At 36.9% G+C, this 26,319-nt stretch carries 29 protein-coding genes; 21 read left to right on the top strand and 8 right to left on the bottom strand.

Annotated elements, in window-relative coordinates:
- Positions 1-700: 700 nt before the first annotated feature.
- Positions 701-1,303: a zinc ribbon domain-containing protein gene (locus tag IE222_RS10980; protein WP_191272697.1), complete on the bottom strand. Its 603-nt coding sequence runs from the start codon at positions 1,301-1,303 to the stop codon at positions 701-703.
- Between the two features lie 485 nt (positions 1,304-1,788).
- Between IE222_RS10980 and IE222_RS10975 the strand changes: the two genes are divergently transcribed.
- Positions 1,789-2,769 carry a hypothetical protein gene (locus tag IE222_RS10975; protein ID WP_191272695.1) on the top strand — a complete coding sequence of 327 codons (981 nt, stop codon included), beginning with the start codon at positions 1,789-1,791 and terminating at the stop codon, positions 2,767-2,769.
- A gap of 244 nt (positions 2,770-3,013) precedes the next feature.
- Here IE222_RS10975 and IE222_RS10970 read toward each other — a convergent pair whose 3' ends face one another.
- Positions 3,014-3,535, bottom strand: a complete 522-nt coding sequence (locus tag IE222_RS10970; protein ID WP_191272694.1) for a response regulator — start codon at positions 3,533-3,535, stop codon at positions 3,014-3,016.
- A 35-nt stretch (positions 3,536-3,570) separates the two neighbouring features.
- Positions 3,571-4,602 carry a Delta(5) desaturase DesA gene (gene desA / locus IE222_RS10965; protein WP_191272692.1) on the bottom strand — a complete coding sequence of 344 codons (1,032 nt, stop codon included), beginning with the start codon at positions 4,600-4,602 and terminating at the stop codon, positions 3,571-3,573.
- Between the two features lie 468 nt (positions 4,603-5,070).
- Between desA and IE222_RS10960 the strand changes: the two genes are divergently transcribed.
- From IE222_RS10960 to IE222_RS10930, 7 genes are all read left to right on the top strand, one after another.
- A complete protein-coding gene (locus IE222_RS10960; protein WP_191272690.1) occupies positions 5,071-5,943 on the top strand; it encodes a LysR family transcriptional regulator in 873 nt (290 codons plus the stop codon).
- Positions 5,944-6,183: 240 nt separating this feature from the next.
- A complete protein-coding gene (gene gltS / locus IE222_RS10955) occupies positions 6,184-7,407 on the top strand; it encodes a sodium/glutamate symporter (RefSeq protein WP_223282652.1) in 1,224 nt (407 codons plus the stop codon).
- A gap of 82 nt (positions 7,408-7,489) precedes the next feature.
- Positions 7,490-8,437, top strand: coding sequence for an agmatinase (locus tag IE222_RS10950; RefSeq protein WP_191272688.1), 948 nt, complete (start codon positions 7,490-7,492; stop codon positions 8,435-8,437).
- Positions 8,438-8,721: 284 nt separating this feature from the next.
- Entirely contained in the window at positions 8,722-8,991 is a 270-nt protein-coding gene (locus IE222_RS10945; protein WP_223282651.1) for a magnesium chelatase subunit ChlI family protein, read from the top strand.
- A complete protein-coding gene (locus IE222_RS10940) occupies positions 8,991-9,584 on the top strand; it encodes a transposase (protein WP_191272684.1) in 594 nt (197 codons plus the stop codon). The genes IE222_RS10945 and IE222_RS10940 overlap by 1 nt, the downstream gene beginning before the upstream one ends.
- Positions 9,585-9,630: 46 nt before the next feature.
- A complete protein-coding gene (locus tag IE222_RS10935) occupies positions 9,631-10,167 on the top strand; it encodes a restriction endonuclease (protein ID WP_191272682.1) in 537 nt (178 codons plus the stop codon).
- A 1-nt stretch (position 10,168) separates the two neighbouring features.
- Positions 10,169-10,678 (top strand): DUF4652 domain-containing protein, encoded by a 510-nt coding sequence (locus IE222_RS10930; RefSeq protein WP_191272680.1) that lies wholly within the window; start codon positions 10,169-10,171, stop codon positions 10,676-10,678.
- 438 nt (positions 10,679-11,116) lie between these two features.
- Here IE222_RS10930 and IE222_RS10925 read toward each other — a convergent pair whose 3' ends face one another.
- From IE222_RS10925 to IE222_RS10905, 4 genes are all read right to left on the bottom strand, one after another.
- A complete protein-coding gene (locus IE222_RS10925) occupies positions 11,117-11,389 on the bottom strand; it encodes a helix-turn-helix domain-containing protein (protein ID WP_223282650.1) in 273 nt (90 codons plus the stop codon).
- Positions 11,390-11,790: 401 nt separating this feature from the next.
- Entirely contained in the window at positions 11,791-12,066 is a 276-nt protein-coding gene (locus IE222_RS10920; protein WP_191272678.1) for a helix-turn-helix domain-containing protein, read from the bottom strand.
- Positions 12,067-12,102: 36 nt separating this feature from the next.
- Positions 12,103-12,843, bottom strand: a complete 741-nt coding sequence (locus IE222_RS10915; RefSeq protein WP_191272676.1) for a competence protein ComK — start codon at positions 12,841-12,843, stop codon at positions 12,103-12,105.
- A 457-nt stretch (positions 12,844-13,300) separates the two neighbouring features.
- A complete protein-coding gene (locus IE222_RS10905) occupies positions 13,301-14,092 on the bottom strand; it encodes a hypothetical protein (protein WP_191272672.1) in 792 nt (263 codons plus the stop codon).
- Positions 14,093-14,675: 583 nt separating this feature from the next.
- Between IE222_RS10905 and IE222_RS10900 the strand changes: the two genes are divergently transcribed.
- The 13 genes from IE222_RS10900 (at position 14,676) to IE222_RS10835 (ending at position 24,675) form a co-directional block, all read left to right on the top strand.
- Positions 14,676-15,425: a GntR family transcriptional regulator gene (locus IE222_RS10900; protein WP_191272670.1), complete on the top strand. Its 750-nt coding sequence runs from the start codon at positions 14,676-14,678 to the stop codon at positions 15,423-15,425.
- On the top strand, positions 15,425-16,159 hold the full coding sequence (locus IE222_RS10895) for an amidohydrolase family protein (RefSeq protein WP_191272668.1): 735 nt from the start codon (positions 15,425-15,427) through the stop codon (positions 16,157-16,159). The genes IE222_RS10900 and IE222_RS10895 overlap by 1 nt, the downstream gene beginning before the upstream one ends.
- 17 nt (positions 16,160-16,176) lie before the next feature.
- Positions 16,177-16,668 carry a PTS sugar transporter subunit IIB gene (locus IE222_RS10890; RefSeq protein ID WP_191272666.1) on the top strand — a complete coding sequence of 164 codons (492 nt, stop codon included), beginning with the start codon at positions 16,177-16,179 and terminating at the stop codon, positions 16,666-16,668.
- Between the two features lie 16 nt (positions 16,669-16,684).
- Complete coding sequence (locus IE222_RS10885) at positions 16,685-17,437, top strand: PTS mannose/fructose/sorbose/N-acetylgalactosamine transporter subunit IIC (RefSeq protein WP_191272664.1); 753 nt, start codon at positions 16,685-16,687, stop codon at positions 17,435-17,437.
- A gap of 2 nt (positions 17,438-17,439) precedes the next feature.
- Positions 17,440-18,315 (top strand): PTS system mannose/fructose/sorbose family transporter subunit IID, encoded by an 876-nt coding sequence (locus IE222_RS10880; RefSeq protein WP_223282649.1) that lies wholly within the window; start codon positions 17,440-17,442, stop codon positions 18,313-18,315.
- 23 nt (positions 18,316-18,338) lie between these two features.
- Positions 18,339-19,064 carry an amidohydrolase family protein gene (locus tag IE222_RS10875; protein ID WP_191272662.1) on the top strand — a complete coding sequence of 242 codons (726 nt, stop codon included), beginning with the start codon at positions 18,339-18,341 and terminating at the stop codon, positions 19,062-19,064.
- A gap of 36 nt (positions 19,065-19,100) precedes the next feature.
- Entirely contained in the window at positions 19,101-20,066 is a 966-nt protein-coding gene (locus IE222_RS10870; RefSeq protein ID WP_191272660.1) for an IF-2B domain-containing protein, read from the top strand.
- The gene (locus tag IE222_RS10865) at positions 20,059-20,859 is read left to right on the top strand and encodes a BtpA/SgcQ family protein (protein WP_191272658.1); all 801 of its coding nucleotides are present in this window, start codon (positions 20,059-20,061) and stop codon (positions 20,857-20,859) included. Before IE222_RS10870 ends, IE222_RS10865 begins: the two co-directional genes overlap by 8 nt.
- Positions 20,860-20,877: 18 nt before the next feature.
- On the top strand, positions 20,878-21,285 hold the full coding sequence (gene agaF, locus IE222_RS10860; protein ID WP_191272656.1) for a PTS galactosamine/N-acetylgalactosamine transporter subunit IIA: 408 nt from the start codon (positions 20,878-20,880) through the stop codon (positions 21,283-21,285).
- 75 nt (positions 21,286-21,360) lie between these two features.
- Positions 21,361-21,999 carry a YczE/YyaS/YitT family protein gene (locus IE222_RS10855; protein ID WP_191272992.1) on the top strand — a complete coding sequence of 213 codons (639 nt, stop codon included), beginning with the start codon at positions 21,361-21,363 and terminating at the stop codon, positions 21,997-21,999.
- 261 nt (positions 22,000-22,260) lie between these two features.
- Entirely contained in the window at positions 22,261-22,446 is a 186-nt protein-coding gene (locus tag IE222_RS10850) for an exodeoxyribonuclease X C-terminal domain-containing protein (protein ID WP_191272654.1), read from the top strand.
- Positions 22,447-23,396: 950 nt separating this feature from the next.
- A complete protein-coding gene (locus IE222_RS10840; protein ID WP_191272650.1) occupies positions 23,397-23,954 on the top strand; it encodes a cysteine hydrolase family protein in 558 nt (185 codons plus the stop codon).
- A 232-nt stretch (positions 23,955-24,186) separates the two neighbouring features.
- Positions 24,187-24,675 (top strand): DinB family protein, encoded by a 489-nt coding sequence (locus tag IE222_RS10835; RefSeq protein ID WP_191272648.1) that lies wholly within the window; start codon positions 24,187-24,189, stop codon positions 24,673-24,675.
- Between the two features lie 702 nt (positions 24,676-25,377).
- On the opposite strand, the gene IE222_RS10830 is transcribed toward IE222_RS10835, so the two are convergent.
- Positions 25,378-25,881 (bottom strand): universal stress protein, encoded by a 504-nt coding sequence (locus tag IE222_RS10830; RefSeq protein WP_191272646.1) that lies wholly within the window; start codon positions 25,879-25,881, stop codon positions 25,378-25,380.
- Positions 25,882-26,319 lie beyond the last annotated feature (438 nt).

Here is a 26,319-nt window from a genome sequence, read left to right as displayed (position 1 = left end):
TTATTTCCCAATCTTTTATCAAATATTTTTTCTACTAAAATCAAGGATTCCGTTATTAAATGAGTTAATTCCATAATTGTCTTTTAGAATTATTAAGCTGCAGGAACTGCATAAAGAATGGGCGCGTAATTACGGTGCCACAGACACCACCCGAATTTTGTCGAAGATTGATGGGTTCATATTTGAATAGGGAGTGATGGAATGGGGAGGTTGAACCGAAGGAAGAGGATTCTCAAACCGATTGTTTTAATTTTGATTCTGATGGTTGTGAACCGAAAATTACTATATTTGAACAATTACCATTATTTGAATTTAGGAGATGGTGTAGGGGGAATATATTAGCTATATATCTTAGGGGGACATAGCAGCTGTCACTAATGCAGACCCAGTAATTGCGGCCAAATGACCTGATAAATCAGCTAAACACTCAAAAGTTATACATCCGTTATTTGTCATATCAGCCACCTCCAGATGTTTTTTAGCTTTCAAAAGCATTTGTAACACTATTAGTAATACAAACAAGACTGCTAGTGCCCCAACCGGGAAAATGGCCCCCCTAAAACATATATAAATCAATAATACTATGTCAGTTTAAAAAACAAAAGATTAAAAATTGAAGCCTTTTAGTCTTCAATTTTTAATCGAAATGGTATTTTTCTCTTTATTCTATAGATGTATTCAATTTTAAAAATAATTAGTATCATTCAGACTCAAAAGCATAAACTTTCCATTCCCCATCTTCCTTAACCATTTGAAGACGAGCATCACTTCGTTTACCATTATCAAAAATAAATTTAGCATAAACCATTGTTGATTCATTATCGTACTTTTCTTCCTTTGTAATTTCAAATTCATCTAGGTCCCCATTTGTCCTATGAGTAAAATTTCTCATAGTTTGGTAAACCCAACGCTCATCACCTAGTTGTGAAAGCATATACTCAATTCCTGATTTCGACCATAATTCTTCTGCTTTATCATAATTTTCTTCCTGTGTCTCTTTAATAAATTCCTTCGCTACATCCGATGGAGATTGCCTTCCTAGATTGAAAGATAAAATAATAATAAAAGCTACAACCCCAATTCCAATTGTAACTAATCCTTTTCTACCCTTAAAAGCATTTAAAATCGGGTTAGGAATTTTAGACCTGATGTCTGATAACTTAGATGTTACACTTTCAACAGAGTTTACAAGGTTGATAGTTTTTTCGCCTTCAATGTCACCTAATTTTTTACCACAATTACTACAAAACTTTTCACCTTGTGAAGTTTGCTTTCCACAGTTTGGACAAAAATTCACCGCCATTATAATTCCCCCTATGTCTCTATAAATAAAATTTTTTGCCATCACAATAATAGCATACAACATTGTCGAAAATACCATTTTCTTGTAACATTTTAATATTAACTATTAATTTCACAGGCTTGAAGTACAGCTTCATCACCAGCAGTTAAAACAATTCGGCACGTCAAGCGAACAAACGAATCTGGATTAGCTAGAGCTTATACTCTTTAATGAAACAGAATTAGAAGCAAGCCTCGATTTATCTAATACTGGTGTCTGATATTACGGTCATAGAGATTTACACAGATATTTCTAGAAAGATAGTTGAGAAAGGAACAATTTAAAGTTTGGAATGCAAATCACTTTTGATCAAAAATGACCTAATGGCTTGGCGGTAGGAGAACAAGGGGCGGATTATTTGTATTGTATCTGACCTTAGCTATTTTCCAAAAATCAGGTATGGTAAAATTATCTAAACAACTTGTCCGGAATGGGAGGCAATTCGTATGTACAATGTATCCAATGATAAGGCGCTAAAAATAAGTGCTACGACTTTTTCAGAGCTTAATTATAAGGAAAGTGATATCGAAGAATTATTACGAAAGAATATCGATATGATATGCGATGAAGAAGAATCGATGCTGATTGTGGGAAAGCAAGTACGAAACGCTCAGCATGGAATTAGTGATCTTACTGCAGTGGATAATAGAGGAAATATTGTATTAATTGAAATCAAAAGGGATCGGAAAGATATTGAAGGGCGAAAAGAAGCCTTTGAATTTCAGGCTATTCGGTATGCAGCAAGCTATGCAACTATTGAAGATCCGGAGGATTTAGTGAATAAAATATATGCTCCCTACATCGAGAAATACCGGAACGAATTTGAAAACGGCCCTTTAACCAGTGTGGAACTCGGGACTCGAAAGTTAATGGAGTTTTTGCGGGAAAACAGTGCCGAGAGCAATTTTAATAAAAGTCAAAAAATCATTCTTGTTGCTTCTGATTTTGACGAGCAAACTCTGTCTGCAGTTGCTTGGTTAAATAGTAATAATGTTGATATAACTTGTTTTAAAATGATTCCTTACAAAATAAAAGAAGAAGTCTACATAAATATTGAAAAGGTTTTGCCCATTAATACATATAGAGACTATTATGTTAATTTCTTGGAAAGTCCTGTAAAAAGTAGTGTCCAGAAAAAAGGCTTTACACGGAGAGCGCTGCCTAAAATTAATGAAATGCTCGAATGGGGTGTGGTTAAAGCCGGTGACACGATAGTTGCAAAAGGACGGGAAGACGAGGGGAAACTGCTGCCTAATGGAAATGTTGAAGTAAATGGGGAAGAAATCTCTATGCAGAAATGGTTAAAGGAGCTATTTGGTTGGTCTAGCATTCAGACTTATGTGTTTGCTGTTCATAAAGAAACTGGAAAGACGCTTTCTCAGATACGTGGGGAGTATATGGAGAAGGAGCAGGAAGAGGGTATTTAAAACAGGTGCTTGTCACTCCCCGAACTTTTTCGAAGATGGATGGCTTGTTGGATTAATAGGAAGTGGTAGACATTCCATTATCACCTTCAATTCCTGAGTTTATCAATTTCGTATGTTCAAAACCAATGATCCAGTGTCCCCCTAAAATGAAGAAGGGACAGACCGCCTTTAAGAGGAGTCTGTCCCAAATCTAGTGTACCCTCCCCACTAGGGGACAGGTACCAACTATTCGAATGTAAAGTTATTATCCAGTTGGCAGCTTCATTTTATCCAAGATGGTGGAAAAGTAATTTTTGACCGTACCAACTGTTTTTGTTTGCTGATCAGGGGTATTTATTATGTGATCATCAGCGAGCGAATCGATCAATTCCCCTTCATCATCCATTAGTTCGGAGGCATAGATCCGCTTTCCGTTCATAATACAGCGAATCGAACGGGTTAACTCTTCACTTGGGTTATCCTTTAATAAATATCCTTTTACATTCGCTTTTAATGCTCTTTTGAAATAACCTGTCCGTGCAAAGGTTGTTAAAATGATTACTTTGCATCCAGATGACACTAACTCCTCAGCTGCCTCAAGTCCGTTCATTTCTGGCATCTCGATATCCATGATACATACATCCGGTTTTAATCGGTGCACAAGGGAAAGTGCTTCTTTTCCGTTGTTTGCCAGCCCGACCACTTCCATATCCTCTTCCAAATTGAGCAAGTTGCCAATTGTCCCTAACAGCAATTCCTGATCCTCGGCAATGACAATTCGAATCATTTATGTTCGCTCCTTATCTGACAGCTGCCGTAAAGTTATAGTTCGGTCTTCACTCGGGCAGGAACACTGTTTTTCATTAAATGTTTCACATCTTTGAAGGTGACAAAATTCTTGTTCTTCTCATCCCATAAACGGAAACGGAGTGACTTTAGGCTTGTTGCAAGCGTAATCGTCGGTACATTTTTTAAAGGAAGCGTATTATTGTGTGCTTCTTCGAGTTTATAGTTTGGTACCCTTGGACTTAAGTGGTGCACATGGTGAAAGCCGATATTTCCTGTGACCCATTGTAAAACTTTCGGAAGCTTATAGAAGGAACTCCCTTCAACTGCCGCTTTCACATATTCCCAATCCTTATCTTCTTCAAAGTAAGAATCTTCAAATGTGTGCTGGACGTAAAACAACCAAATACCTGCTGCACCTGAAATCATGAATATGGTACCTTGAACAAATAGGAAAGACTGCCATCCGATTGCCCAAGAGAGCAATGCCGCTAGAACAAGGATGAGAATATTCGTTAAATAAGTGTTATTACGCTCCTTTTGTCTGGCGCCTTTTCTGTTAAATCTATTTTTTAAAAGAAACACGTAAATCGGTCCTAATACAAACATCACGAAAGGATTACGGTAAAAACGGTAAGCTAAACGAAGTTTCAGCGGTGCCGCCAAATATTCATCCACTGTAAGCGTCCAAATGTCGCCTGTTCCCCGCTTATCCAAGTTCCCGCTTGTCGCATGATGAACAGCATGATCGTGTCCCCATTGGTCAAATGGAAATAACGTTAAAACACCTGTAAAAGTTCCAACTATTCGATTGAGGCGACGGCTTTTGAAAAAGGAATGATGGGTGCAATCGTGAAATATAATGAAAATCCTTACTAAAAAGCCTGCTGCGAATATAATCGGTACGAATGCTAACCAATAAGAAACGGAAAGGCTTACATACCCAAGGTACCAAAGAATAATAAAGGGCCCTACCGTATTGATGATTTGCCATACACTTTCCTTTGTCGATGCTTTCTCAAAGGGCGCTACTTGTTTTCTTAAATCTTTTGTATTTTGCAAGGTCATGTATTTAAATTCCCTTCTTCTTTTGTTGTTACTCTAAGTATAGAGGAAGAGAATTGTCTTGGTAAGGAGTAGATGTCATGTATGGGGTATGACAAATGTCATATATTGTGCCTGTCACCACCCGAATTTTGTCGGATATTGGGGTCAGACCCCCACTCACGTTCCATTTGTTTAGTATTTGCTGCTTAAAAGCCGTGCGTTTATCATTTTCGACATTTTTTAACCCTATTTGAACACAAAAGTCCAGCATTGTTGCGGGATAGAGGCATTTTCAAATAAACGTTTGTTTCAGTGACAAAAAATTCACCTGCTAAACAAATAAAACTCTTTAGAAGTGCCAATCTAGTCGGAGTTTCAGTGTTGGCAGTCCAACTGCCTTTGTTTTTTACCAGCTTCGTCAATTTTTAATTAATTACTGCTCTGAATATTGTTATAATTGTGATAGTAATTTTAAGGGAGTGGACAAAGATGAACATTCATAATTTAGAGGCATTTGTATATGTTGTCCATTTTGGTAGTTTTAACAAAGCAGCAAAAGCATTGTTCCTTTCACAACCATCCATTTCCGCGCGAATTCGCTCGTTGGAAAGTGAATTAAATACGATTTTGTTAAAGAGAGAGGGAAGAAAATCTTCTTTAACGGAGGATGGGCAAAATTTTTTCCCCCATGCTGAAAAAATAATAAAACAATATCAAGAAGCTTTATACAAACTAAATCAGCAGCTTTATATTCCTGACCAAATTAGAATTGGTTGTGCGAATTCTGTATCAAGTTATTTAGTACCCGAAATATTACCACAGTTAAGAAGGAAATTTCCAACTTTAAATGTAAAAATTATGTCTAATCATTCAGAGGAAGTTTTTTCAAAGGTACTTAATAATGAGGTGGACCTTGGGATTATTAGGGAAATTACACATCCGAAAATTAAATCAAATATTATATTAGATAGTCATGTCGGACTCTATGCAAGTCCGGATCACCCAATTATTAAAAGAAATGAACGTATTTCAATTGAAGAATTAACAAACCATCAAATCATATTCTACGATCATAATTCCCCAGATTGGATTTTTGTAAGTAGATTACTTGAGCCCGTTAAGTTACAAAAGAAAATAGTTGTTGTTATCGATAATATGGAGGCAGCTAAAAGACTTGTAAAAAAAAACCTGGGTATATGTTTTTTACCGGAGCATGCCGTTCAGGATGAGCTAACTAAGGGTACATTAGCCCAAGTCTTATTACAGTTAAATATTGAAGTGAGTACAAGAATTTCACTGATTCATCTAGCTGAAAAGGAACCATCACCTATTATTGATTTTATTAAGACCCTTTTCTTATAGACTGTCTCCAAATTAGTGGATATTCAAAATGTAAAGCTATTCTCAATGGAGCTATTTGGTCCATAGAGAACAGCTTTTTTAATTTCCAAATTTAACCCATAGAAATTATCTATTATTCGATAAATTAGTCTGATAACTTTTTGTAAAAAAACTATGCTATCTTTCTATTAAGGGTATTCTGAATTATCAGGATACTTTGGACTTATTTATTTAAACATAATATTGAAAGGAGTGAACGTTTTGATTTTTCAGGATGGGGTTCTTGAATTGGATTTGATCACATCAACTGCATTGGGGGCTATTTTACTAATTTTAGGAACGTTGTTGAGTAAAAAGGTTCGGTTTTTTAGGGATTATTGCATCCCGGCTCCTGTTATTGGAGGCTTTGGATTCGCGATTGCAGCGTGGATTTTGCATGGATCCAATGTGTCCATTTCCATTGATAAAACATTAGGCGATTTATTTATGTTTGTTTTCTTTGTCACGATTGGGTTAGGAGGAAGCTTTGCCCTTATAAAAAAAGGGGGAAAGATTTTATTCTTCTATTTGCTCGTATGTTGGGGATTAGCTATTTTTCAAAATGGTTTGGGTGTAGCTTTAGCTTCTGTTTTAGGAATTGATCCTCTCCTTGGTGTTGTTTCAGGTTCAGCTGCTTTGGAAGGCGGGCATGGAATGGCGGCGGCAATGGCGCCATTTATTGAAGAATCTGGGGGAACCGGAGCCCTAACAGTCGGTATGGCTGCGGCCACATACGGCCTTGTTGCTGGCAGTCTGCTCGGGGGTCCATTAGGGAACTGGTTAATTAAGAAAAAGAATTTAAAGATAGAAACGGATGAAGGCTGGAGCCGCTCATTAGACGATACAGCAGGTAAAAAAGATGTGAAAAATCACTTGACAGCAAAAAATATTTTCACTCTGATTGCGGTTATTTTGATTGTACTTGGTATTGGAACCAATGTTGCTAAATGGATTACTAATGCAACGGGGTTTACCGTCCCGGGACACGTCTTTAGTTTATTTTTAGGTTTGATTTTTAGCTCTATTAATAGCAGCAAGAATTACGTTGAAATGAACTCTAAAGGTCTCGAAATTATTTCGATTATCTCCTTAGAATTATTTTTAACAATGGCTATGATGAATTTGAAAATTTGGGAGCTTTATGACTTAGCCATCCCACTAATTATCATTTTAGTTGTGCAAACAATTGCCATTTTGTTCATCGCTTGGTTCATTGTGTTTAGGATCACAGGTAAAAACTATGATGCTGCACTTCTAGCCGCTGGGTTTATTGGTCATGGTTTAGGTGCAACAGCAAATGGTTTAGCTGTTATGGATTCAATCACAACTAAATACGGTGTCATTTCAAAAAAAGCTTTCTTTATAATACCTGTAAGCGGATCAATGCTTATTGATTTAGTCGGTGTTCCATCAATTGTGATATTTACAAATCTATTTGCTCACTAAATGGTTAATGATTTTGGGGAATAGAAAAGAAGGATTAAAAGATTTATTTTTAATAGATTAATAAAAAATGGAGGAAGTTAAAATGAAAAAAGTAAACATGCCAATTACAGGAATTGCTTCTTTTGCGAAGTATCCGATATGTGATAATTTAGAAAAATTGAATGCCGATATAGCTGTTTTGGGTGTCCCTTATGATACAGGTGTTGGGTTCCTATCAGGATGTCGTTTTGGTCCCCGGAGGATTCGAGAAGTTTCTACTCACTATAGTCGTGGTGATGCTGGTTTTTATGATCCGGAGCGAGATGAAGTGTTTCTAGCGGCACCAAATAAAATTGTAGACTGTGGTGATGCTGATGTTGTACACGGTGATATTCAAGGGTCTTTTGACGCCATCGAATGGGCTGTACGAAAAATACGTGAAAAAGGAGCAATCCCAGCCATTATGGGCGGTGATCACTCCATTTCAATTCCAATTGCTCGTGCGCTTGAGCCAGAAGGTTCGGTTACAGTTGTCCAGTTAGATGCCCACCTTGACTGGTCTGATGCTCCAGGCGGGCAAAGATGGGGAAATGGAAGCCCGATGCGCCGCATGTCTGAAATGGAACATATTAAAGATATGGTCCAAATTGGATTGAGAGGATTAGGTAGTAGTAGAAAAGAAGATTTTAATGCGGCAAAGGCATATAACAGCGTATTAATTTCAGCAAAAGAATCACAAGCAATTGGTGTAGAGGGAATTTTAGCAAAAATTCCAAAGGCGGATAAATATTATGTAACGGTTGATATTGATTGTTTTGATATCTCACTAGCTACAGGAACAGGTTCCCCATCACCAGGCGGATTTTCGTTTGATTTCCTGAATGAAATTCTTGAAGGAATGACTAAAAAAGGAGAAATCATCTGCTTTGATTTAGTAGAAGTGGCTCCACAATATGACCCTACTGGAGCTACAACGCGTATAGCTGCAATGACTATGTTGAACTTTATGGGATTTATCTTGAAAGAAAAAGAGAAAAAACAAAGTAAATAAAAGTAAAAAGAGCATAGGAATTCTTATGCTCTTTTTCTGTAAATCGCGTGCCTGTCACGCCCCGAATTTTGTCGAAGGTTGATGGTTTTTCGCTTTGATAGAAAGTGGTAGAATGGGGGTGTAGTAAGTTCTAAATAGTTTTTGTTGAGTTTTATACCATTTCTCTTATTCCGCATTTTTTCTTTCCAAATTGCCACTAATTTATTTTCCTATTTTTGATGAATGCAACCTAGATGAAGTCGAATCAATGCTATTTTTATTATGGCTGTTTTGGAGGTTGTTTTATGACAAGGAAGGTATCTAGTATCTGTTTAGTTCCATTTCAAATTTTAACGGAAGTCAGTCCTTTAACGAGCGATCAGAGGAAAATGCTTATGAGTGTTGCAGCAAAGCAAAACTGGAGTAACCGCGTTCAAATAAAAATCATTTGGTTGGCCAGAACCATCTCGGATCTTGTTGGTGAAAAAGTGATAACAGATAACGCGATTTGGGAAGCAATGAGCCTAAGACGCCGGGGATTACATAAGCAACAAACGATGGCGAGGGAAACTTGATGTCACGTCCAAAAAGAGTATGGATCCCAAACTGTTATTATCATATTGTTTGTAGAGGGAATCGCCGTGATCCGCTTTTTCGAAATGCCAGTGATTTTCAAGCTTTCCTGCATATCCTCCATCAACTCCATGAAAAGTTCCCTTTTGAAATGTCCTCCTATTGCTTAATGAATAATCATTACCACCTGCAAATGAAAACAGAGGAATATTCATTATCCAAGCTTATGTCGCTGATTAATAAACGGTATGCCAATTACTATAATACAAAATACCGTTTAACGGGTCATGTGTTTGAGAAGCGGTATTATGACAAAGTGATCCAAGATAAAGAAGGGATGCTGGCGGTCAGCCGTTATATTCACTTAAACCCTGTAGAAGCCAAAATGACAAGGAAACCCGAACATTATCCATGGAGCAGCTTCTATTTATACAAATACCCAACTGCTATTTCGCCGAATTTTATGAATTTGGGCAGCTTGCTCGGTTATTATGAGGGGACAAGGGAACAGAAGCGAGAGAGGTATTGTAGGAGTTTATTGGGAGAGGGCAGTGATATGGCTGTCTATCATACTGATTTATATTCCCGCCATTAGAAGCAAGTAAGAGAACGTGATGTGTATAAAAGGGGGCTAAAGTTAAATGATAGAGGTAGATGGAATTAATTGGTCGGAGGTTAATCATCAGCATTTTGAGAAGTTTATATATTACCTTCTTGCATTCGAAGGGCATTTTTATAATAGAATGTGGTTCGGGAAAGGGGGAGGAGACAAAGGCAGGGATGTTGTAGCAAAAACATTTGAAAAACTCCCTTTTGGTTTAGCATATGAAAGAAAGTGGATATTCCAATGTAAGAAGTGGGCAACGATGCCTGATAAAGGTGCTATAATGAATGAAGCATTTACTGTAATGGAACATAAACCAGACTATTGGGTATTAGTTATTCCAGTTGATCCAAGCCCTGATAAAATTGATTATTTTTCTGTAATTGAAGAAAATGCAAATTTTAAAATGGTTGTTATCCCCTTATCTCAAATTCAGGAATTATTATATAAGTACCCTGAATTAAAATACGTTTTATTAAATGGAAAGTTTCCAGATACATCAGCCGAACCTTTAGGTGTTAAAAAAATTGAGATTTTAGATGAGAAAGAACCTACTGAAGGAGGAGAAGTTTAAAATGTATAAATTAAGATATGATGATTCTTCAGGGTTTATTTATATTGTAAATGAAAATAGGGTTGAACGTTTACTTGAAAGCCACTTTTCAAGTAAACCTGCCATTTCTCCTGACGGAACATATGCTGTTTATATAACCCCTTTAGAATGGGAAGTAGCGAGCAATTTATATAAATTTGATTTAGAGTTGGGAACTAAAGAAGAAATCAGATTAGATATAGACGAAACAAAATATAAAGTTAAAGATGCGGTGTGGATAGATGATTCACATCTTGCCATGATTATCGGTGGAATAGATGGCACTATAGCAATAGGTGGAAATATTTACCGATATGATTTAGAAACGGAGCTTCTTATACCCATTACAGAATATGAAGATAACCGTAAGCAAGCGATAAAATTAAATATTATGGAGGAACTACTTGTTTTTGATACGATAGAGTATATTGATCGTAGTATGAGTCGATTTATTCGTAAACAAGAAGAATTGCCATTAATAAGTGCTGTTTAATATATTCTATTTAATAACCGGGCTTGCGTTCTGCTTGCCTGGTTTTTAATGTGGCACCGCCCGAAGTTGGTGCCTTATGGGTGCCTGTCACCACCACAAAGAGAAATGATGGGGACGCCATTATTCGCCATGATTCTTTGTAATTAAAAGAGAGAAACGTTGATATATAAAGAATAACCCCCAAACCAAATAAACGTTTGTATGACTGACAAAAATTTTAGCAGTAAAACTAATAAAACCCTTTAACAGTGCGTGATTTAGCATATTTTAAATAAACGTTTGTTTGGTGGAGTGACTTAAAAATTTTGTCGTGTTGCCTCTAAATTTGTCACAAGGATATCTTTGTTGGAAAGACATATGTGGTATGGGTGGAATTGATCACAATTGTCACATGGAATATCGACCAGTGTTTATTTAACAAGAAAACCGCCGCCAGATCTACGGCGAACGGTTTTCTTCCTTCTCAAATTTGCTATCAAAATCATCATTGTCTTTTTTGATTTCTTTTACAACTTCCTCGGGCTCCATTTCTAATCCTTTTGCAAGCTTAAAGATGGTATAAATGGATGGTGTTTTAATGTTTCTTTCCAAATCACTGATATAGGACCGATCCAAATTGCTATAATGAGCCAGCTCTTCTTGAACCATTCCTTTTGCTTCACGTAAACGCCGAATTGCTTCTCCTGTGTAAAAGGTCTTTTCTTTCTTCAAGGATTATTCTCCTTTTTAAGACCATTACATAATTAGAAGCAAGATTGCTCCACGGGCTACAGCCTACAAAACTGTGTATTTTGGAAAAATAGTATGAAAATTGCAGTCCTGCGTTTTATCCTTGGAATCGACATTTTTTATTCCTATATGAACATAAAAGTATGATCCTGATGCGGGTTGGAGTCATTTTCAAATAAACGTTTGTATGACTGACAAAAATTTCACCTGTCAAACAACTTAAATACTTTAGCAGAGCGCAATTTAATGTTTTCAAATAAACGTTTGTTTGGTTGAAATGATTGATGTTTTTGCAGTATTTGTCACAAAAACAAAGAAAGAAAAGGGATGGTTCTTCTGTTTTAACACCAACGAAATGAAGCATCCCTTTGCTTGCCCAAATACTAATACTCAGGACTTTCTGTTTCCGGAAATCCTTTTAGCCACCAATTTTTCGGGTGTTCTTCTATTGCTTTGATGAATTCGGATAGTTCCATTTGAAATCCGTATGCCAGCGAGACAATGGTTTCAAAGCTGGGTCTTCTTCCTTCTCTTTCTAACAAACTGATATAGGTACGATTGAGACCACTGCGTTCTGCCAGTTCCTCTTGGGTAAGTTTAAGTGTCTTTCTTAATGCTTTGATGACCTCTGCGATATGTAGTTCGATCTGGATTTTCATGTATGGCTCCTTTCAAATGTTAAAAAGATTGGGATTTTAATCTTGCTTTTTTTCTAAGGAATGAAAATCGTATTTTCCGGTCTTTTCCTTAGCCAGCTGCTGCTCTTTTTTCGGCTGGAGGAGAAAGGTTGAACCATTAGGATGAGTGCCTCTTTCCTTTGAAATCTGCATTAATTGACGGGCCGTTTGAATTTTGTCATTAAAGTAATATAGTTTAAGATCAACCATTATGTAATAACCATTGCTCAATTCTACCTTGGTCTTGCTGCCTGCCGCGGTGGTTTTCATAATATGTTTCGGATTAAACCAAATGCAATCTGCTTTATGAGGCGACTTTAAAGGGAACAGACAAATTCCCAGATAAGGATTCACAATTACAGGGCATTTGATTTTCTTTCCAAGAATCCTTTTCGAACTGTTCATGGCTCCTCTTAGATCAAAACCAATCGCTATTAACGAATCATCCAGAAGCTGTAATGGTGTTCGGTCTACAAGAAAAGCAGCAGTCCCATCCATCACACGTGCACACAGTTTTCCATATCTGTCATATTCACCAGTCATTAAAATCATCGTCTTATCGATCATGTAATTTGTTTGATTAGGCATCATAACTATCTCCTTAGAATAGGATTGACTTGCTAAAAGACTTGCCTGAATTGCTGCTGATAGGAACTGCTTCTTAGTACAAAGTAGAAGGATTGCGCTTTCATTCGGACGTAGGAACACCACCACCACCTTCACCATTAATCTTGGAAAAAACTTTAAAAACTGGGGCATCCTCCTTTAGACCTATTAAATAACAGAAAACCCCATCCAACCACGCACTACAGTATACAAAAACCGACAAAATCCGCCCATTTCGTGACAATTTTTTGACAATTGCTGATACGGGGTTTTTTGCTTTTTGAAACGTGGGGAGGCGGTTCTTTTCCTCCATCCAGGTTGAGGCAGAGATTAGCGCTCAGGCTGGGTTCCGTTGGGTTCGGTAACGGAATTTCGCGGGTTTTCCAATTTATTTCGCCGACTTTTCTTTTTATTTCGCGGACTTTACCCAGGATTTCGCCGGATTCCCCATTTATTTCGCTATCCCCCTTTTTTATTACCACTTCTAGATGTATACTTACCGTTTTTTGTGCACCCTTTTGCCTAGCAAATACATACCGAGTCCACACCTGTAATTTTGATATAGCACCATGTAGTTAACTACTTATTTGTGCCGAAAATGGATTTTTTTTCAATATGTATGACCATATTTCTCAAATACATCTCTTTGATAGCGATGGTGTAATTTTCTATCCAAGACTCCATAAAAATAGGCAAATGGGTTTCTGACAGCATTAGTGAACTTAATCTTTCGAATCAGCTGCTTAAAGGATTCTATGGCAAGTTCCAATACGACTTCTTTTCTGTTTTGGCTGCTGTTGTAATAGGCAGCGATTTGGGTCATATGCCAATACTCCTCGATCGTTTTCGCTTCGGAATAGAAGTATTTAACGAGCTCAACAAAAGGTTTTGGAACACGACTCCGGACATATGTATGGTCTAATTCTGCTGCTAACGGTTCTTCTTTACGTTTATTATTCATTTGATCTTTTTCAGTTTTTAAAAGATTATTAGTTTCTTTTGGCTGGTCCATTATTTCTTCTTTAGGTGGTTCACTAGAAGGAAAACGATTGAATACGTACAAATTACTGGACTGTGAGCCGTTTTTTCGCTCCGTTTCATGGACCGTGAAAATGCCTAAAGTTTTAGCCTTGCTGAGCATTCTTTTAAAGGTAGAGCGGGAGATGCCGTTGTCGTTGTATTCTTTATGAATCGCCGCTACTACAGTTCCGATTTTGGCATTGCAAACACCAGGAATTTTTGCGGCAAAGCGAACTAAACGCTTTAACCCAACCAATTCCCCTTTAGTAAAATCATCCTTATGCCCCAACATCCACTGCTCCATATGATGGTTAAACTGCTGAATACTCTCAAACTGTGAAAACTCTGCAAAATTTTCAATGTTGCCTGAATTTACATTCATTGTGAGCCACCCTTTCGGAAGTGCGTTCCCTGCTGAAACAAGGGGACGATTTGTTTGTTTATCGAAGCATCATTATGCTCCGTTGCACTTTTAAGATATCGGGTTTGGCTGGAGTTATCGAATGAACAAAAGTCTAGTTTGGAGCCATTTTTGAAAGGAAAATGTGATTTTTGGCTTCAAATTGGTTTTTTGGAAGGGTTTTTTTGTAATTTCTTTCATTTTATATATGGATTTTGGGAGACTTTTAATAAAGGGATTAAATTGAAAAGTAATACCCTGCGGGGATGATAAATGCGGAAAACCCAAAAGCATATTTGAAGACGTTTGAGTCTATGCCGATAGGACAGGGGCTCTGAGTGAGGAACGACTTTTTATTCGCTGCAAGAAGTAGATAAAGGAAGCGGAGCTAAATTCATCAAAATGCAGAAATAAGAACTTATTTTAAAGAATCTTAAGTTTTGTATTTTACTACAGTCATATTACCTAAAATTCCTCATACAATAACGATATAACAACTAGTATTAATGATATAACAACTTAGAAATCCATTTTGGCCAATTTGACAAAATGAAGGGAGGTAAACATGTTAGGGGAAGTGATTGATAAGAATTCCAAAATACCGATATACCATCAATTGTATCAATTAATAAAACATAAAATTGAAAACGGTGAATTTAAAGAGAATAGTATTATTCCCTCCGAGGCCGAAATCCAAGAACAATTTGATATTAGCCGTATCACAGTCAGACGAGCAATTTCAGATCTAGAACACGATGGATATGTAAAGAAAAAAAGAGGTATTGGCACCATTGTGTTACCTAGAAAAAAATACCGAAACCTTTCGGAACTTCAAAGCTTTAGTGGGGACGCAAAAGCCAAAGGGGATAAGCCGAGTTCCATCATTCTTGTATGTAAAGAAATACAACCCAGTGTTAAGGTAAGTGAAAAACTAAAGATTGGCCTCGAGGAAAAGGTTTGCTATTTGAAAAGATTAAGACTATTAAATGATAAACTGATCGGAATCAATGAAACATATGTAAGTTTAAAATTTGGATTTAGAATAACCAAGGATAATTTTGATTCGAATAGTTCCTTGTATGAATTTATTGAAAAGTATGGAATAGGTTTGGGAAGTGCAGATGAGACAATAGAGGCCATTATGCCGACGAAGGAATTAAAACGGGAATTATATATTGATGATCATGTACCTATTATTTATAAAGAACGAGTTACCTATAATGAGCAAGGTATCCCTGTTGAATATTCCGAAAATTCATACATCGGGGCGGAATATAAATATAATCTCTTTATCATGAAAGTGAGAGGCTCATAATGAAGATGTACGATTTCCATTCACATTTAGGAAAGACGAGGTCAGGAGAAGAAAATAGTGCTTCACAATTAGTAAGCCAATTATCGGCGTTTGGCATTTCAAAGGTTGGGATTTGTAGTCTTTCCCAATACAGTATGCAAGATAATAATAATATTATTGCTGAAGCTATGAAGGAATTCCCGGAGTTTATCGAAGGCATGGCTTATATTGACCCGAAAGCACCAGATGCCATTGATGAGGTAAATAGGTGTTTGGGTGATCTCCAAATGAATGGAGTAAAATTCATGCCATGGAAACATGGCTATAGTGCAGAAAACTGTCCCCAAATCGGTCCTGTCTTGGATGAAATTGGAAAATACGGAGTTCACGTCCAAATCCATGGCGGTGCTAGTCCACTGTGTACACCCTATGTTTGGGTGAATTATGCAATAGAAAGGCCTAAGATGAGATTTGTATTTACACATATATGTGGAAGGGAATTTGGGTCTAGTATTATTGAAAAGATTAAGGATATAGATAACTTCTGGGTAGAAACCTCAGCAAATATGGAGTATGACATTTTATTAAAAGCAGTTAAACTCCTTGGCCCTAGGAAAATATTATTTGGAACAGATTGGCCATATAAACCAACTAACATTGAAATTGATAAATTATATCATTTGGGGATGTCAGAAGAAGAGTTAGAATGTGTTTTTTATAAAAATGCAGAACAATTATGGACGAAAGTTAATTAGAGGAGCGGGATAAAAAAATGTCAGTAACACTTATGAGAATCGATGATCGACTAATACATGGTCAAATTGTAACAGCATGGCTGGCTGATTCTAGAGCTGCTGCAATACTTGTTGCAGATGACATTGCAGCTAATGATCCAACTCAGAAAATGTTACTTCAACTAACTACTCCACAGCATGTAAAGTTGTACGTTGAAACAATTGATGAAGCCTCAAAATTATTAAATTCCAATACAATAACAGAATCAATTTTCTTAATCGTAAGGAACCCAAAAACAGCTAATCAATTATTTGAGACTGGGTTTAAAATGGATGTGATTAATGTAGGCAATATAAGTAATTCTAAATCTGTAACAGGAAGAAAACGGTTGTTGCCATATTTATATTTGGAGAAAGAGGATGTAGAAAACCTAAAACAAATTGCAGAAAAAGGTATTAAGCTTGACGTTCGTTCTGTTCCGAGTGACAGGACTATTGATGGGGTTGAATTAATAACTAAAACCTATTAAAGAACGGGGAGATAGAATGGATAACCTGCTGCTTTCTTCAATATTGGTTGCCTTGGTCATGTGGTTAATATTCCTTGATAAGTATGTAACACAGTTTTTTACCTATCGTCCAATTGTAGTTGGTCCACTTGTTGGATTTATTATGGGTGATGTTGGGATAGGACTACAAGTTGGGGTCATTATTGAATTAATGTTCTTAGGGCAGGTATTTGTAGGAACTGCTCTGCCGCCGGAAGAGACTTTTAGCACAGGTATCGCAACCGCTTTCGCTGTTATCTCAGGCAGCACCGTTGTTGCTTTGGCGACAGCATTACCTTTGGCCGTACTAGGACAGATGGCCATGTATTTTAGAAATATGGTTCTAACGGTATGGACTGGTAAAAAGGTTGAGGATGCTGCCAAACGTTTAAGTCTTAAAGGGATGTGGTTTTATGGTCAAATCATGCCCAATTTGTTTAACTTAGTACTATTTGCTGTTCCTACCTTTTTAGCAATCTACTTCGGTGCCGAAACTGTTCAGGCGATAATAGATGCGGTACCTAAGGTAATTGTTGATGGACTAACTGTTGGTGGACAGATGATTGGTGCTGTCGGGTTAGCATTATTACTAAAATCAATAAATACTAAGGGGATTTGGCATTACTTCTTAATTGGGTTATTTTTCTCTAGTTATTTAAATATTAATCCTATTGGAATTACCCTAATTGCTGTAATCTGTGTTGCCATGGCTTACTTTACTGATAAAAGACATGAGAAAGAGGTGGCATAAATATGACTTCAGGCAATGATATGGTAGAAAACAATAAAGATATAGAAGGTAAAGATAATTCTGATACCCATTTAAATAAAAAAGATCTTTGGAAAACGTATTTATACTCACAGGGCTTTGTTACAGGATTTAACTATTCAAAACAGGAAGCACCAGGTTTTATGTTTTCAATGATTCCAGTGTTAGAAAAAATATATAAAGATGAAGATGAAAAACGTGAAGCGTACCTAAGACATTCTGAACTTTTTTTAACAGAGGCAAGATTATCTCACTTCGTTATAGGTATGACTGCAGCTATGGAAGAAAGAAATGCTAATGAAAAAGATATTGACCCACGCAGTATTGGCGCAATTAAGTCGGCATTAATGGGGCCGTTAGCGGGTATTGGAGATTCATTGTATCACGGTACATTACGGCCGATTATGGCTGGCCTAGCCATATCCTTGGTTGTTGCGAGTAATCATACTAGTGTAATAGGACCTATTCTATTTGTCTTTGTGATGGCATTGGTAGGTCAGCTGTTAAGAGGATTAGGGATATTCAAAGGGTATAAATTTGGAGTTGATTTTGTTGCAAAGGTACAAAGTTCTGGAATTCTTGGAAAGCTTACTCATTATGCTGGGATTGCAGCATATGTAGTTATTGGAGGGTTCGTGTATAAGTTTGTAAATATGAACCTCGCATGGAGCTATAAGGCCGGTGAAACTGTTGTTAGTTTGCAGAAAACTTTGGATGGGTTAATCCCAGGATTATTACCAGTCATATATACGCTTCTTATGTATTATCTTTTGAGTAAAAAGAAAGTGGGAGCGGTTACTCTAATAGTCATTACGATGGCCGTCGGGATTGTGGGTGTTTTATTAGGAATTCTTAAGTAAATCAATTTGAAAGAAGCGATACTATGATCATTGATTATCATTCACATATTAAATGGGATAGAAGAAATAATCATTATTTTGTTAATGAGTTAATGGAAGATATGGAAAAAAATAAGATTGCTAGAAGGGTTGTCTCTGCCTTACATGGAAAAGGTATTTCTAAACAAAACAATTTTATTGCAAACTTAGTAGAAGAATTCCCTGAAAAGTTAATTGGCTGTGCCGTTATTAATCCGAAAGAATATGATTGTGTTGATGAGATGAGACGAATCTGTTCTATGGATTGTTTTAAAGCTATTGAGTTAGACTCATTGGAACATAATTATTTTCCTGAAGAATGTGATGCTCTTGATGAGGTCTTTGAACTTGCTGGAAAGCATAATCTGGTAGTTAATGTCTTTACAGGATGGGGATGCCGAACAATGCCTGCCCAATGGGCGTATTATGCAGAGAGACATCTAAATGTGAAGATGGTGTTCTTGCATATGGGAACAACGGATTTTGGCTATGGCTGTGTCGAGTTAGTTCCAAAGCTTGAAAATGTTTATGTAGAGACTTCATGTATGTATGAACTGCCTATATTAAGAAAGGCATTTTCCAAAATTAATCATGATAAATTTCTTTTTGGCTCTCACTACCCTCATAAAATAACAAAATGTTCAATTGATACCTTCGACTTATTAAACTTGTCGGAAACAACATTAGATAAAATGTACTTTCAGAATTCAGCAAGACTATTAGATTTATAGCAAAAGAGGGAAATAACTTTTAAGGGCGTGTAGCAAATGAATGTGGAGGAAGTTAGAAATTTATTACCTGAATCGTCCTGCCAATACTTTGATGATATTAGGTATAGCAGGGTTTTAGGTGCTAATCGTCATATCGAAATGATTGGAGATATGATAGCTTCCATTGCAATCCATGAAGATAGCACTGCGCAAATAATTGATAAGACATTAGAATTAGCGAAATACTTTAAAGCGGTTAGAGGTTCACAAAGCAGAGCTGTTTATAACGCGATAAATTATATGATAAATGGTTTGGATCAAATGAGATTACAGGAATACAACCAAGTAAAAAGTTTTTTAATAGAGCGGTTGAATAGTTATTTTCATAAAGCCGAAGAAGACATAGCGAAAATTATAGAATATGCAAATAATGTTTGTGAGCAATATGACTCGATTATGGTGTTTGATTATTCAAGTACACTAAATAAATTTATATTAAATGCTAATAAAAAAATGAACGTATATATTGCTGAAAGCAGGGCTTTAGATGGTGGTAGACCATTTGTTGAAGGCAGCCTTAAGGCTGAGCATAACACTTATTTTTTTCCGGATTCAACTATGTTTGAGGTACTGAAGAAGTGCCAAGCAGCCTTTATTGGTGCTGAAACATTTTATCCGAATGGAACTGTATTTAATACAATCGGATCGGATATCCTCGCTGTACTATGCGAGCATTTAAATAAACCTTTATATGCACTAACCCCAATGATCAAGGTAGATACAAGAAATATCCAGGGGCATACTAGATTATCACCAATGCCGTATGACTTCAGTCAAAAAATTGCCTTACATTGGGAGGAAGAAATAAAGAAGAAAGTAAATTTTGATGGTATCAAGTTATTAGAAATCGAACCCAAATATTTAAGGGCAATTATAACTGAGAAAGGTGTCATCCCACCATATGCCATGTTTACTATCGCTCTGGAATATGCAAAAAATTTAGAAGGAGATTCTTATGTTTAAGGATAAGAGAGCACCATATGCCTTAGCAATGCTTCAACCCGAACCAATGCCTGGTAGCTTTAGGCATAGTGGTATGCCGTTTGAAGAAATTATTCAAATTTCGGTTGAAGAAGTTGCCATGTTACAACGAAATGGGTTCGATGGATATATTATTCAAAATAGAAATGATGCTCCAGTTAAACAAATTGCTAACCCCGAAACAATAGCCTATATGAGTGTCCTAGGATATGTTTTGAAAGAAAAGTTCCCAAATATGATTCAAGGGATACTAGTCAATTGGGATGGTGTAGCTAGTTTGGCAGTTGCTGATGCAATAGGAGCAGATTTTATTCGAGTTGAACATTTATATACAGGTGTGGAGGTTGGCTATGCCGGTTTATTAGAGGCCCAATGTGTAGATATTTGTAATCTTAAAAAGAAACTCGGATCAAAAGTTCCCGTGTTTGCTGACGTTCAAGAAATTCATTATGAGCAGATCGGCAGAAAGGAGATTTCAGCTGCTGCATGGGATACCATTCAAAATGCTTTTGCTGATGGATTATTCCTTGGGGGCAAAAACGCAGATGAAAGCATTGAAATCATTCAAAAAATCCGAAAGAAAATTGGAGGTAATGTACCAGTTTTTCTCGGTGGTGGAGCTACGGGTAATAATATTGCTAGATTACTAGAATATTATGATGGTGTTAGTGTAGGTTCATGGGTTAAAAATGGGAATATGAAAAATCCTATTGATGAAGAAAAAGCTAAAATTTTTATAGCAGAAGTGGAAAAAGCAAAGAAAATTAGACATTGATAAAGTAAAGGAGAATATATGATTGGATTAATTTTAACTGGGCATGCAAACTTCGCCTCTGGTTTGACGAGTTCCTTAAAATTAATAGCAGGGGAAGCTGAAAATTATGTATCTATTGATTTTCTGGAAGGAATGTCCCAAGAGAACTTAACAGAGGAGCTCAATCACGCTATTAATCAATTAACTGGTTGCCAATCTTTCATCATCTTAACCGATATACCTGGAGGAACACCTTACAAAGCAGCTGTGTTATTATCTCTTAATAATGAAAATATCAGAGTTATAAGCGGTACCAACTTACCCCTGTTATTACAGTTAAGTTTATCTAGGCTAGAAGGAACCAACACTGAAGATTTAGTGGAAAACTCAATAAAAGAAGCCAACCAATCACTATCCTTATTTGATAAAAATGCCTTTCAAATATGAAACAAAAGAAGCAAGGGGACGGTTCTCTTGCTTCTTTCTGCACTTATTGCAGAGTGAATATTTTGAAAGGGGTGGATAATTATTGCTTTCCTTCGTTATCTATATTTACTAATAGGATTAGTTCTTTATGGTCTAGGTATTGCAATAGCAATAAAGGTAAAACATCTTGGGTTACATCCATGGGATGTTTTAAACGTAGCGCTGTATCAAAGGTTCGGGCTATCAATAGGAACATGGGGTGTGCTATGTGGTTTAGTGCTTTTACTGTTTTCATTTTTTGTCAATCGCCGCTATATACATGTAGGCACAATCCCAAATGCATTGCTAATTGGACCGATCACTGACTTTTTCCTATGGACAGATATCCTGCCTGCGGCAACTAATACTTGGCTAGACTATATTATCCTCCTATCAGGAATCGTTATTACAGGAATAGGAGCAGGTATGTATGTAGCAGCAGGTTTCGGAGCAGGCCCAAGAGATGGATTTATGCTTTCTATCTCCGATATGACAGGTTTATCAGTCAGCTACGCACGAATCATTGTAGAAACTTTAGTCCTTATTTTAGGTTATTTTTTAGGTGGACCTGTGTTTATCGTCACGTTTTTATACACATTCATATTAAGCCCAGTTTTTCAAAAATCCCTGTTGGCTTTTAAAAAAATTCTAGAATTGGTTGATAATAAAGGGGTTCAGAAAAATATAAGTGGTTAGTTAGTATGGTGTCACGTTTTAAAATTTTTTACTATTCAAGTGCAGCATCCCTTAGATGATACATGAGACGGTTCTCGCCTTTCATTTGTTTTAATGAGACATAAGAACCGTCCTTTTTTGGTTCATAAACTAGGTTAGTAGGGAAGAGAATGCAAAAATAGTAAATTTCATGTCGGTTTGGTTAAATAGGCGCCTTCCTAAGGTCCATGAACCTATATAGAAATAGAGAGGTTTAAATGCCGATGGAATGGAGGGAGTGTCATGGATTTTAGTTTTGGTAGGTATAAAGGAAAACTAGTTTCTTGGGTCGTCATCGAGGATCAAGATTATATTAGTTGGTTAATTCGTCAGAAAATGAACCAGTTGCAGGAATACGATTTTGCCATTGAAATCATCAAAAGGTTCGATGGAATTCCATTTTCAAATGTCAGTGATTACGGCCAATGAAATGTACCATCCTTGAAATAGTTTTTAACACTGAATGACAGACTGTTGTACCGCTTAATACATTTGAAATAATCAAAAATGTATTAGGTGTTATATAAGGTTAATTAATTTCCATAGAGCAGTCTTCCAAAATCGGGGCGTTTAATTGAATAAAAAAAAGGATTTTTCACGAAACAATTGAACTAATAATTAATGGTTCTCGCTCCAACTTGAACAATAGGAGGTGTTACAAATTGTCGATCTTCCGTAATCCCCAAGTTATTCTGTTCAGCTCGGATGTAGTGAGAGCAGCTACGTTCTACGAGAGTCTGGGATTTACCGAGACCTTCCGAGTGCCAAACGATGGCGAACCAATTCATATTGATTTGGTTCTCGATGACTATAGAATAGGCATCGCATCTGTTTCCTTGCACGCGATGATCATGGCCTCGACCCAGTGTCTCATGGACAGCGCGTTGCAGTGATTTTATGGACAGCTGCAGCCTTTAAAACCGTCATCTCGAATGGTGCCAAAGCCCTGGTCTCACCGCACGAATGGCTCGGTCGGCTGCTCATTGCCTGGATTGCAGATCCGGACGATAATCCAATTCAGATTGTGCAAAATCTCTGACGATGCACACTGTCATCACAGGCAACGGTTAGCATTCTTCTTGGCAGTTCTCCCTTTGCTAATGAAGCAAGAAGATTAAAACAACTGCTTTCTGATCTAGGATATTTTTTATATTAAAAAAAGGGGAATAAGGAGTACTTCGTTAAAAAAAAGGAAGTACTCCATTTTTATAGATATCTCGTTAAAAGGATTCTACCGCTCCTCAGCAATCTTGCGTATTTCTAGAGCAAGAAGTTCGCTTTTTTAATGAATTGGGCCTTTTTCAAGGAGGCAATTTTATATTGATGGCGAATATACTTACAAAAGATTCAATTCTTTTCAAGAGGAAGGAGCTAACAAGATGGATAAAACGGCACTAATATTGGTTGATATTCAAAATGATTATTTTCCAGGCGGTAAAATGGCACTCCATGAAACAGAGAAAGCTGCGAATAATGCACGGGTAATCTTAGATTATTTTCGTGATAACAATCTTCCCCTTTTTCACATTCAACACATTTTCGAAGATAGCCAAGCACCATTTTTTGCAGCAGACACAGAAGGGGTTCATATTCATCAAAGTGTTGCCCCATTGGAAAACGAACCGGTGATCGTCAAGCATTTTCCGAATAGTTTTCTACATACGTCTTTAGAAGCTGAATTAAAAAGAATAGGTATTAAACATGTGATAATCGTGGGCATGATGAGCCATATGTGCATCGATGCAACAAGTCGTGCGGCGGTTGACCTTGGGTTCAAGTGTACGGTTATAGAGGATGCATGTACATGTCCTGATCTCACCTTTAACAATAAAACCATTGATGCAGAAAGTGTCCATTATGCATACATGGCAGCGCTTGAAAGCTTATATGCAACAATTAAGACAACCGATGCTTTTCTTGATTACGTGACCAATTAAACACCATTGATTCATTCCCCGAAAGGACGCATTTCTGGAATATAGATTTGCGTCCTTTTTTCATGATAGAGCGTTTAATCGAAAAACAATATTTCAATAAAAATAGTCAGTGTGGAGTTCTTGAGTGATTTTATTTTAACCAACGATAGCAGCTTTAAGGAGAAAATTGAATAAGTAATACTTTCATTCTCAAAATCAATTAACTTATTTTCTAAATACTGGAGGGCTTTCATTGAAAACATTTTTTCTATATAACTGGATGGTCAGAGAAGAATGGTATCAGTGGTGTGAAGAGTTAAGTGAAGAGGAGCTTTTACAAACTAGAACTGGCGGAGTAGGCAGTATACTACATACACTCTTCCATATTGTTGATGTGGAATGGAGCTGGATACGCCTTTTACAAGGTAAACCAGACTTTATGGGGAATTTTGATGATTATAAAAGCTTGAATCAGGTTCGGAAATTGGATGCTGAATTTCGTGCGGAAGTGGAGAATTTTGCGAATAACTGGGATGATCGTATGGAAAATCAACTATTTTACGATACCCTGCCAGATGGAAGAATTGTAACCGACACTTGGGGTGAGGTAATACGACATGTTATTGCACACGAAATTCACCATATAGGACAATTATCAATTTGGGCAAGAGAAGCAGGGAAAAAGCCTGTGTCTGCAAACTTTATTGGCCGGGGACTTATCTCGAATGGACGTACAGTTTAAGATGATTTCGAAAATGATAGCGAAAGCTGCCAACGGGATTGAACTGAAAGAATATTGATATGGATAGCATCAGAGGAGTTGTAATCAAGCTTTAATTTCTTGACTGAAGTGTTACGATCAACAAGTGACAATAGCAGAAAAGCGTAAAGCTGCTATTGATAATATTTTTATTCCATTAAAGGGCACGTTTATGGAAGATCACAAGCCTAATTCCTCAATAAAAACATTTAGGTTGCTCCTGTTTATTATCTAATTACCATTTAGTAGCATCTAATGTTGCAGTAAAACGTCCAGAAAAAAACATTCGTGCCTAAAGACAGCGAATGCCCTTTTTTAAAATGGAAATCTGAATCTAAGATGAAGAGAGATCAAAACATTAGCAGAGAAGATAGTAGAAGAATATAAACATACCAGTCACTCAGAAGAGTATTGCAAATCTGCAAGTCTAATAAAATTCAATAAAGTCAAACGCTAAGTTAAGGAAAAATAAAGTATGAATCGCGGCGAAAATCAATCCTTGTTTTGACCATTTGTTCATAGATACCACTCCTTTTGTTATTTTTATTATAACACTTTGTCACAGAATGTTCAAAAATAATTCCAGATAGGTATTGATTTTTTTGTTGTTTTAATAATAGGGCCAATCCCCCGTCCTAGTAAAGTTTTACCGAAATGGGGGTCTGACCCCAATGGTAGTTTCTGTTATTTAACAATAAGGACATCCATCTCCGCTTTTTTCATTACCTTTTCACTGACACTGCCCTCTAGCAGTTTTTGGAGCGCTCCTTTTCCGCTATTCCCCACAATAATTAAATCCACACCTTGCTCCGAGGCAAAATCACATAAGTCATCATTAACAGGCTGTCCGTCTAATGCCTCAAATTCGGCAGGTACCCCTTGGCTCATTAAAAATGACTTCGCCTGATCCAAAATCTTACTGTTCGGGCTGGTTTCTTGTGTTTCCGGAGGAAGCTCGGTCTTAGGCAGTGGAACGGGGGATGGGGGAACTCCTCCATTTATACTTGTTACACTTGTTACACTCGGTACAACAGAATAAGTATAAGCCATATTAGATGTTTGCTTTTGAATAACATGAGCAACCGTAATTTTGCAGTCACGGTTCAGTGCATAGAATTGTGCGGCTCTTTGCAATGCTTTCATACTGTCTTCGGAACTATTAAAACCTATAAGGATATGATTATACATGTTCATCTTCCTTTCGTTTTAAGAGTATATAATTTATACCCTTTTTGCTTTTGAATCAAACTACTGCTGCCTGTCACCGCCCGAGTTTATTCTCTCGACAAGGACTGGTATAGGGAATAAGTCAATAGCAGATGGTGGAAGTAAAGATGCTGAAATGAAAATATAATGGCCGCCAAATTTCGTCGCTATTCTTTGTAACTGAAGAGGAGAAACGTTGATATATATAGGATTTGGCACAAACTAAATAAACGTTTGTATGAGTGACAAAAATTGATATTGCTAAATGTACAATACCTTTTAGAAGTGCGTCATATAGCATTTTCAAATAAACGTTTGTTTGGTGGGGAACCTTAAGAGTTTTGTCGTGTTGCATTGCCCGCCCGAGAGATTTTTCCTGTCTTTTGGTCAATGGAGAGTTGTTGCATTGCCCAAAAAGGA

Origin of the sequence: Neobacillus kokaensis, from assembly GCF_014656545.1 — a bacterium.
Taxonomy (GTDB): Bacteria; Bacillota; Bacilli; order Bacillales; family Cytobacillaceae; genus Neobacillus; species Neobacillus kokaensis.
Note: the sequence above shows the minus strand (reverse complement) of the source record. Positions and strands in the feature narration are given on the sequence as shown.

What these genes read in the sequence shown, in the direction of transcription:
- IE222_RS10980 (WP_191272697.1), bottom strand. Translation starts at nt 1,303, where the DNA reads ATGGCGGTGAATTTTTGTCCAAACTGTGGAAAGCAAACTTCACAAGGT.
- IE222_RS10975 (WP_191272695.1), top strand. Translation starts at nt 1,789, where the DNA reads ATGTACAATGTATCCAATGATAAGGCGCTAAAAATAAGTGCTACGACT.
- IE222_RS10970 (WP_191272694.1), bottom strand. Translation starts at nt 3,535, where the DNA reads ATGATTCGAATTGTCATTGCCGAGGATCAGGAATTGCTGTTAGGGACA.
- desA (WP_191272692.1), bottom strand. Translation starts at nt 4,602, where the DNA reads ATGACCTTGCAAAATACAAAAGATTTAAGAAAACAAGTAGCGCCCTTT.
- IE222_RS10960 (WP_191272690.1), top strand. Translation starts at nt 5,071, where the DNA reads ATGAACATTCATAATTTAGAGGCATTTGTATATGTTGTCCATTTTGGT.
- IE222_RS10950 (WP_191272688.1), top strand. Translation starts at nt 7,490, where the DNA reads ATGAAAAAAGTAAACATGCCAATTACAGGAATTGCTTCTTTTGCGAAG.
- IE222_RS10945 (WP_223282651.1), top strand. Translation starts at nt 8,722, where the DNA reads ATGACAAGGAAGGTATCTAGTATCTGTTTAGTTCCATTTCAAATTTTA.
- IE222_RS10940 (WP_191272684.1), top strand. Translation starts at nt 8,991, where the DNA reads ATGTCACGTCCAAAAAGAGTATGGATCCCAAACTGTTATTATCATATT.
- IE222_RS10935 (WP_191272682.1), top strand. Translation starts at nt 9,631, where the DNA reads ATGATAGAGGTAGATGGAATTAATTGGTCGGAGGTTAATCATCAGCAT.
- IE222_RS10930 (WP_191272680.1), top strand. Translation starts at nt 10,169, where the DNA reads ATGTATAAATTAAGATATGATGATTCTTCAGGGTTTATTTATATTGTA.
- IE222_RS10920 (WP_191272678.1), bottom strand. Translation starts at nt 12,066, where the DNA reads ATGAAAATCCAGATCGAACTACATATCGCAGAGGTCATCAAAGCATTA.
- IE222_RS10915 (WP_191272676.1), bottom strand. Translation starts at nt 12,843, where the DNA reads ATGCCCCAGTTTTTAAAGTTTTTTCCAAGATTAATGGTGAAGGTGGTG.
- IE222_RS10905 (WP_191272672.1), bottom strand. Translation starts at nt 14,092, where the DNA reads ATGAATGTAAATTCAGGCAACATTGAAAATTTTGCAGAGTTTTCACAG.
- IE222_RS10900 (WP_191272670.1), top strand. Translation starts at nt 14,676, where the DNA reads ATGTTAGGGGAAGTGATTGATAAGAATTCCAAAATACCGATATACCAT.
- IE222_RS10895 (WP_191272668.1), top strand. Translation starts at nt 15,425, where the DNA reads ATGAAGATGTACGATTTCCATTCACATTTAGGAAAGACGAGGTCAGGA.
- IE222_RS10890 (WP_191272666.1), top strand. Translation starts at nt 16,177, where the DNA reads ATGTCAGTAACACTTATGAGAATCGATGATCGACTAATACATGGTCAA.
- IE222_RS10885 (WP_191272664.1), top strand. Translation starts at nt 16,685, where the DNA reads ATGGATAACCTGCTGCTTTCTTCAATATTGGTTGCCTTGGTCATGTGG.
- IE222_RS10880 (WP_223282649.1), top strand. Translation starts at nt 17,440, where the DNA reads ATGACTTCAGGCAATGATATGGTAGAAAACAATAAAGATATAGAAGGT.
- IE222_RS10875 (WP_191272662.1), top strand. Translation starts at nt 18,339, where the DNA reads ATGATCATTGATTATCATTCACATATTAAATGGGATAGAAGAAATAAT.
- IE222_RS10870 (WP_191272660.1), top strand. Translation starts at nt 19,101, where the DNA reads ATGAATGTGGAGGAAGTTAGAAATTTATTACCTGAATCGTCCTGCCAA.
- IE222_RS10865 (WP_191272658.1), top strand. Translation starts at nt 20,059, where the DNA reads ATGTTTAAGGATAAGAGAGCACCATATGCCTTAGCAATGCTTCAACCC.
- agaF (WP_191272656.1), top strand. Translation starts at nt 20,878, where the DNA reads ATGATTGGATTAATTTTAACTGGGCATGCAAACTTCGCCTCTGGTTTG.
- IE222_RS10850 (WP_191272654.1), top strand. Translation starts at nt 22,261, where the DNA reads ATGGATTTTAGTTTTGGTAGGTATAAAGGAAAACTAGTTTCTTGGGTC.
- IE222_RS10840 (WP_191272650.1), top strand. Translation starts at nt 23,397, where the DNA reads ATGGATAAAACGGCACTAATATTGGTTGATATTCAAAATGATTATTTT.
- IE222_RS10830 (WP_191272646.1), bottom strand. Translation starts at nt 25,881, where the DNA reads ATGTATAATCATATCCTTATAGGTTTTAATAGTTCCGAAGACAGTATG.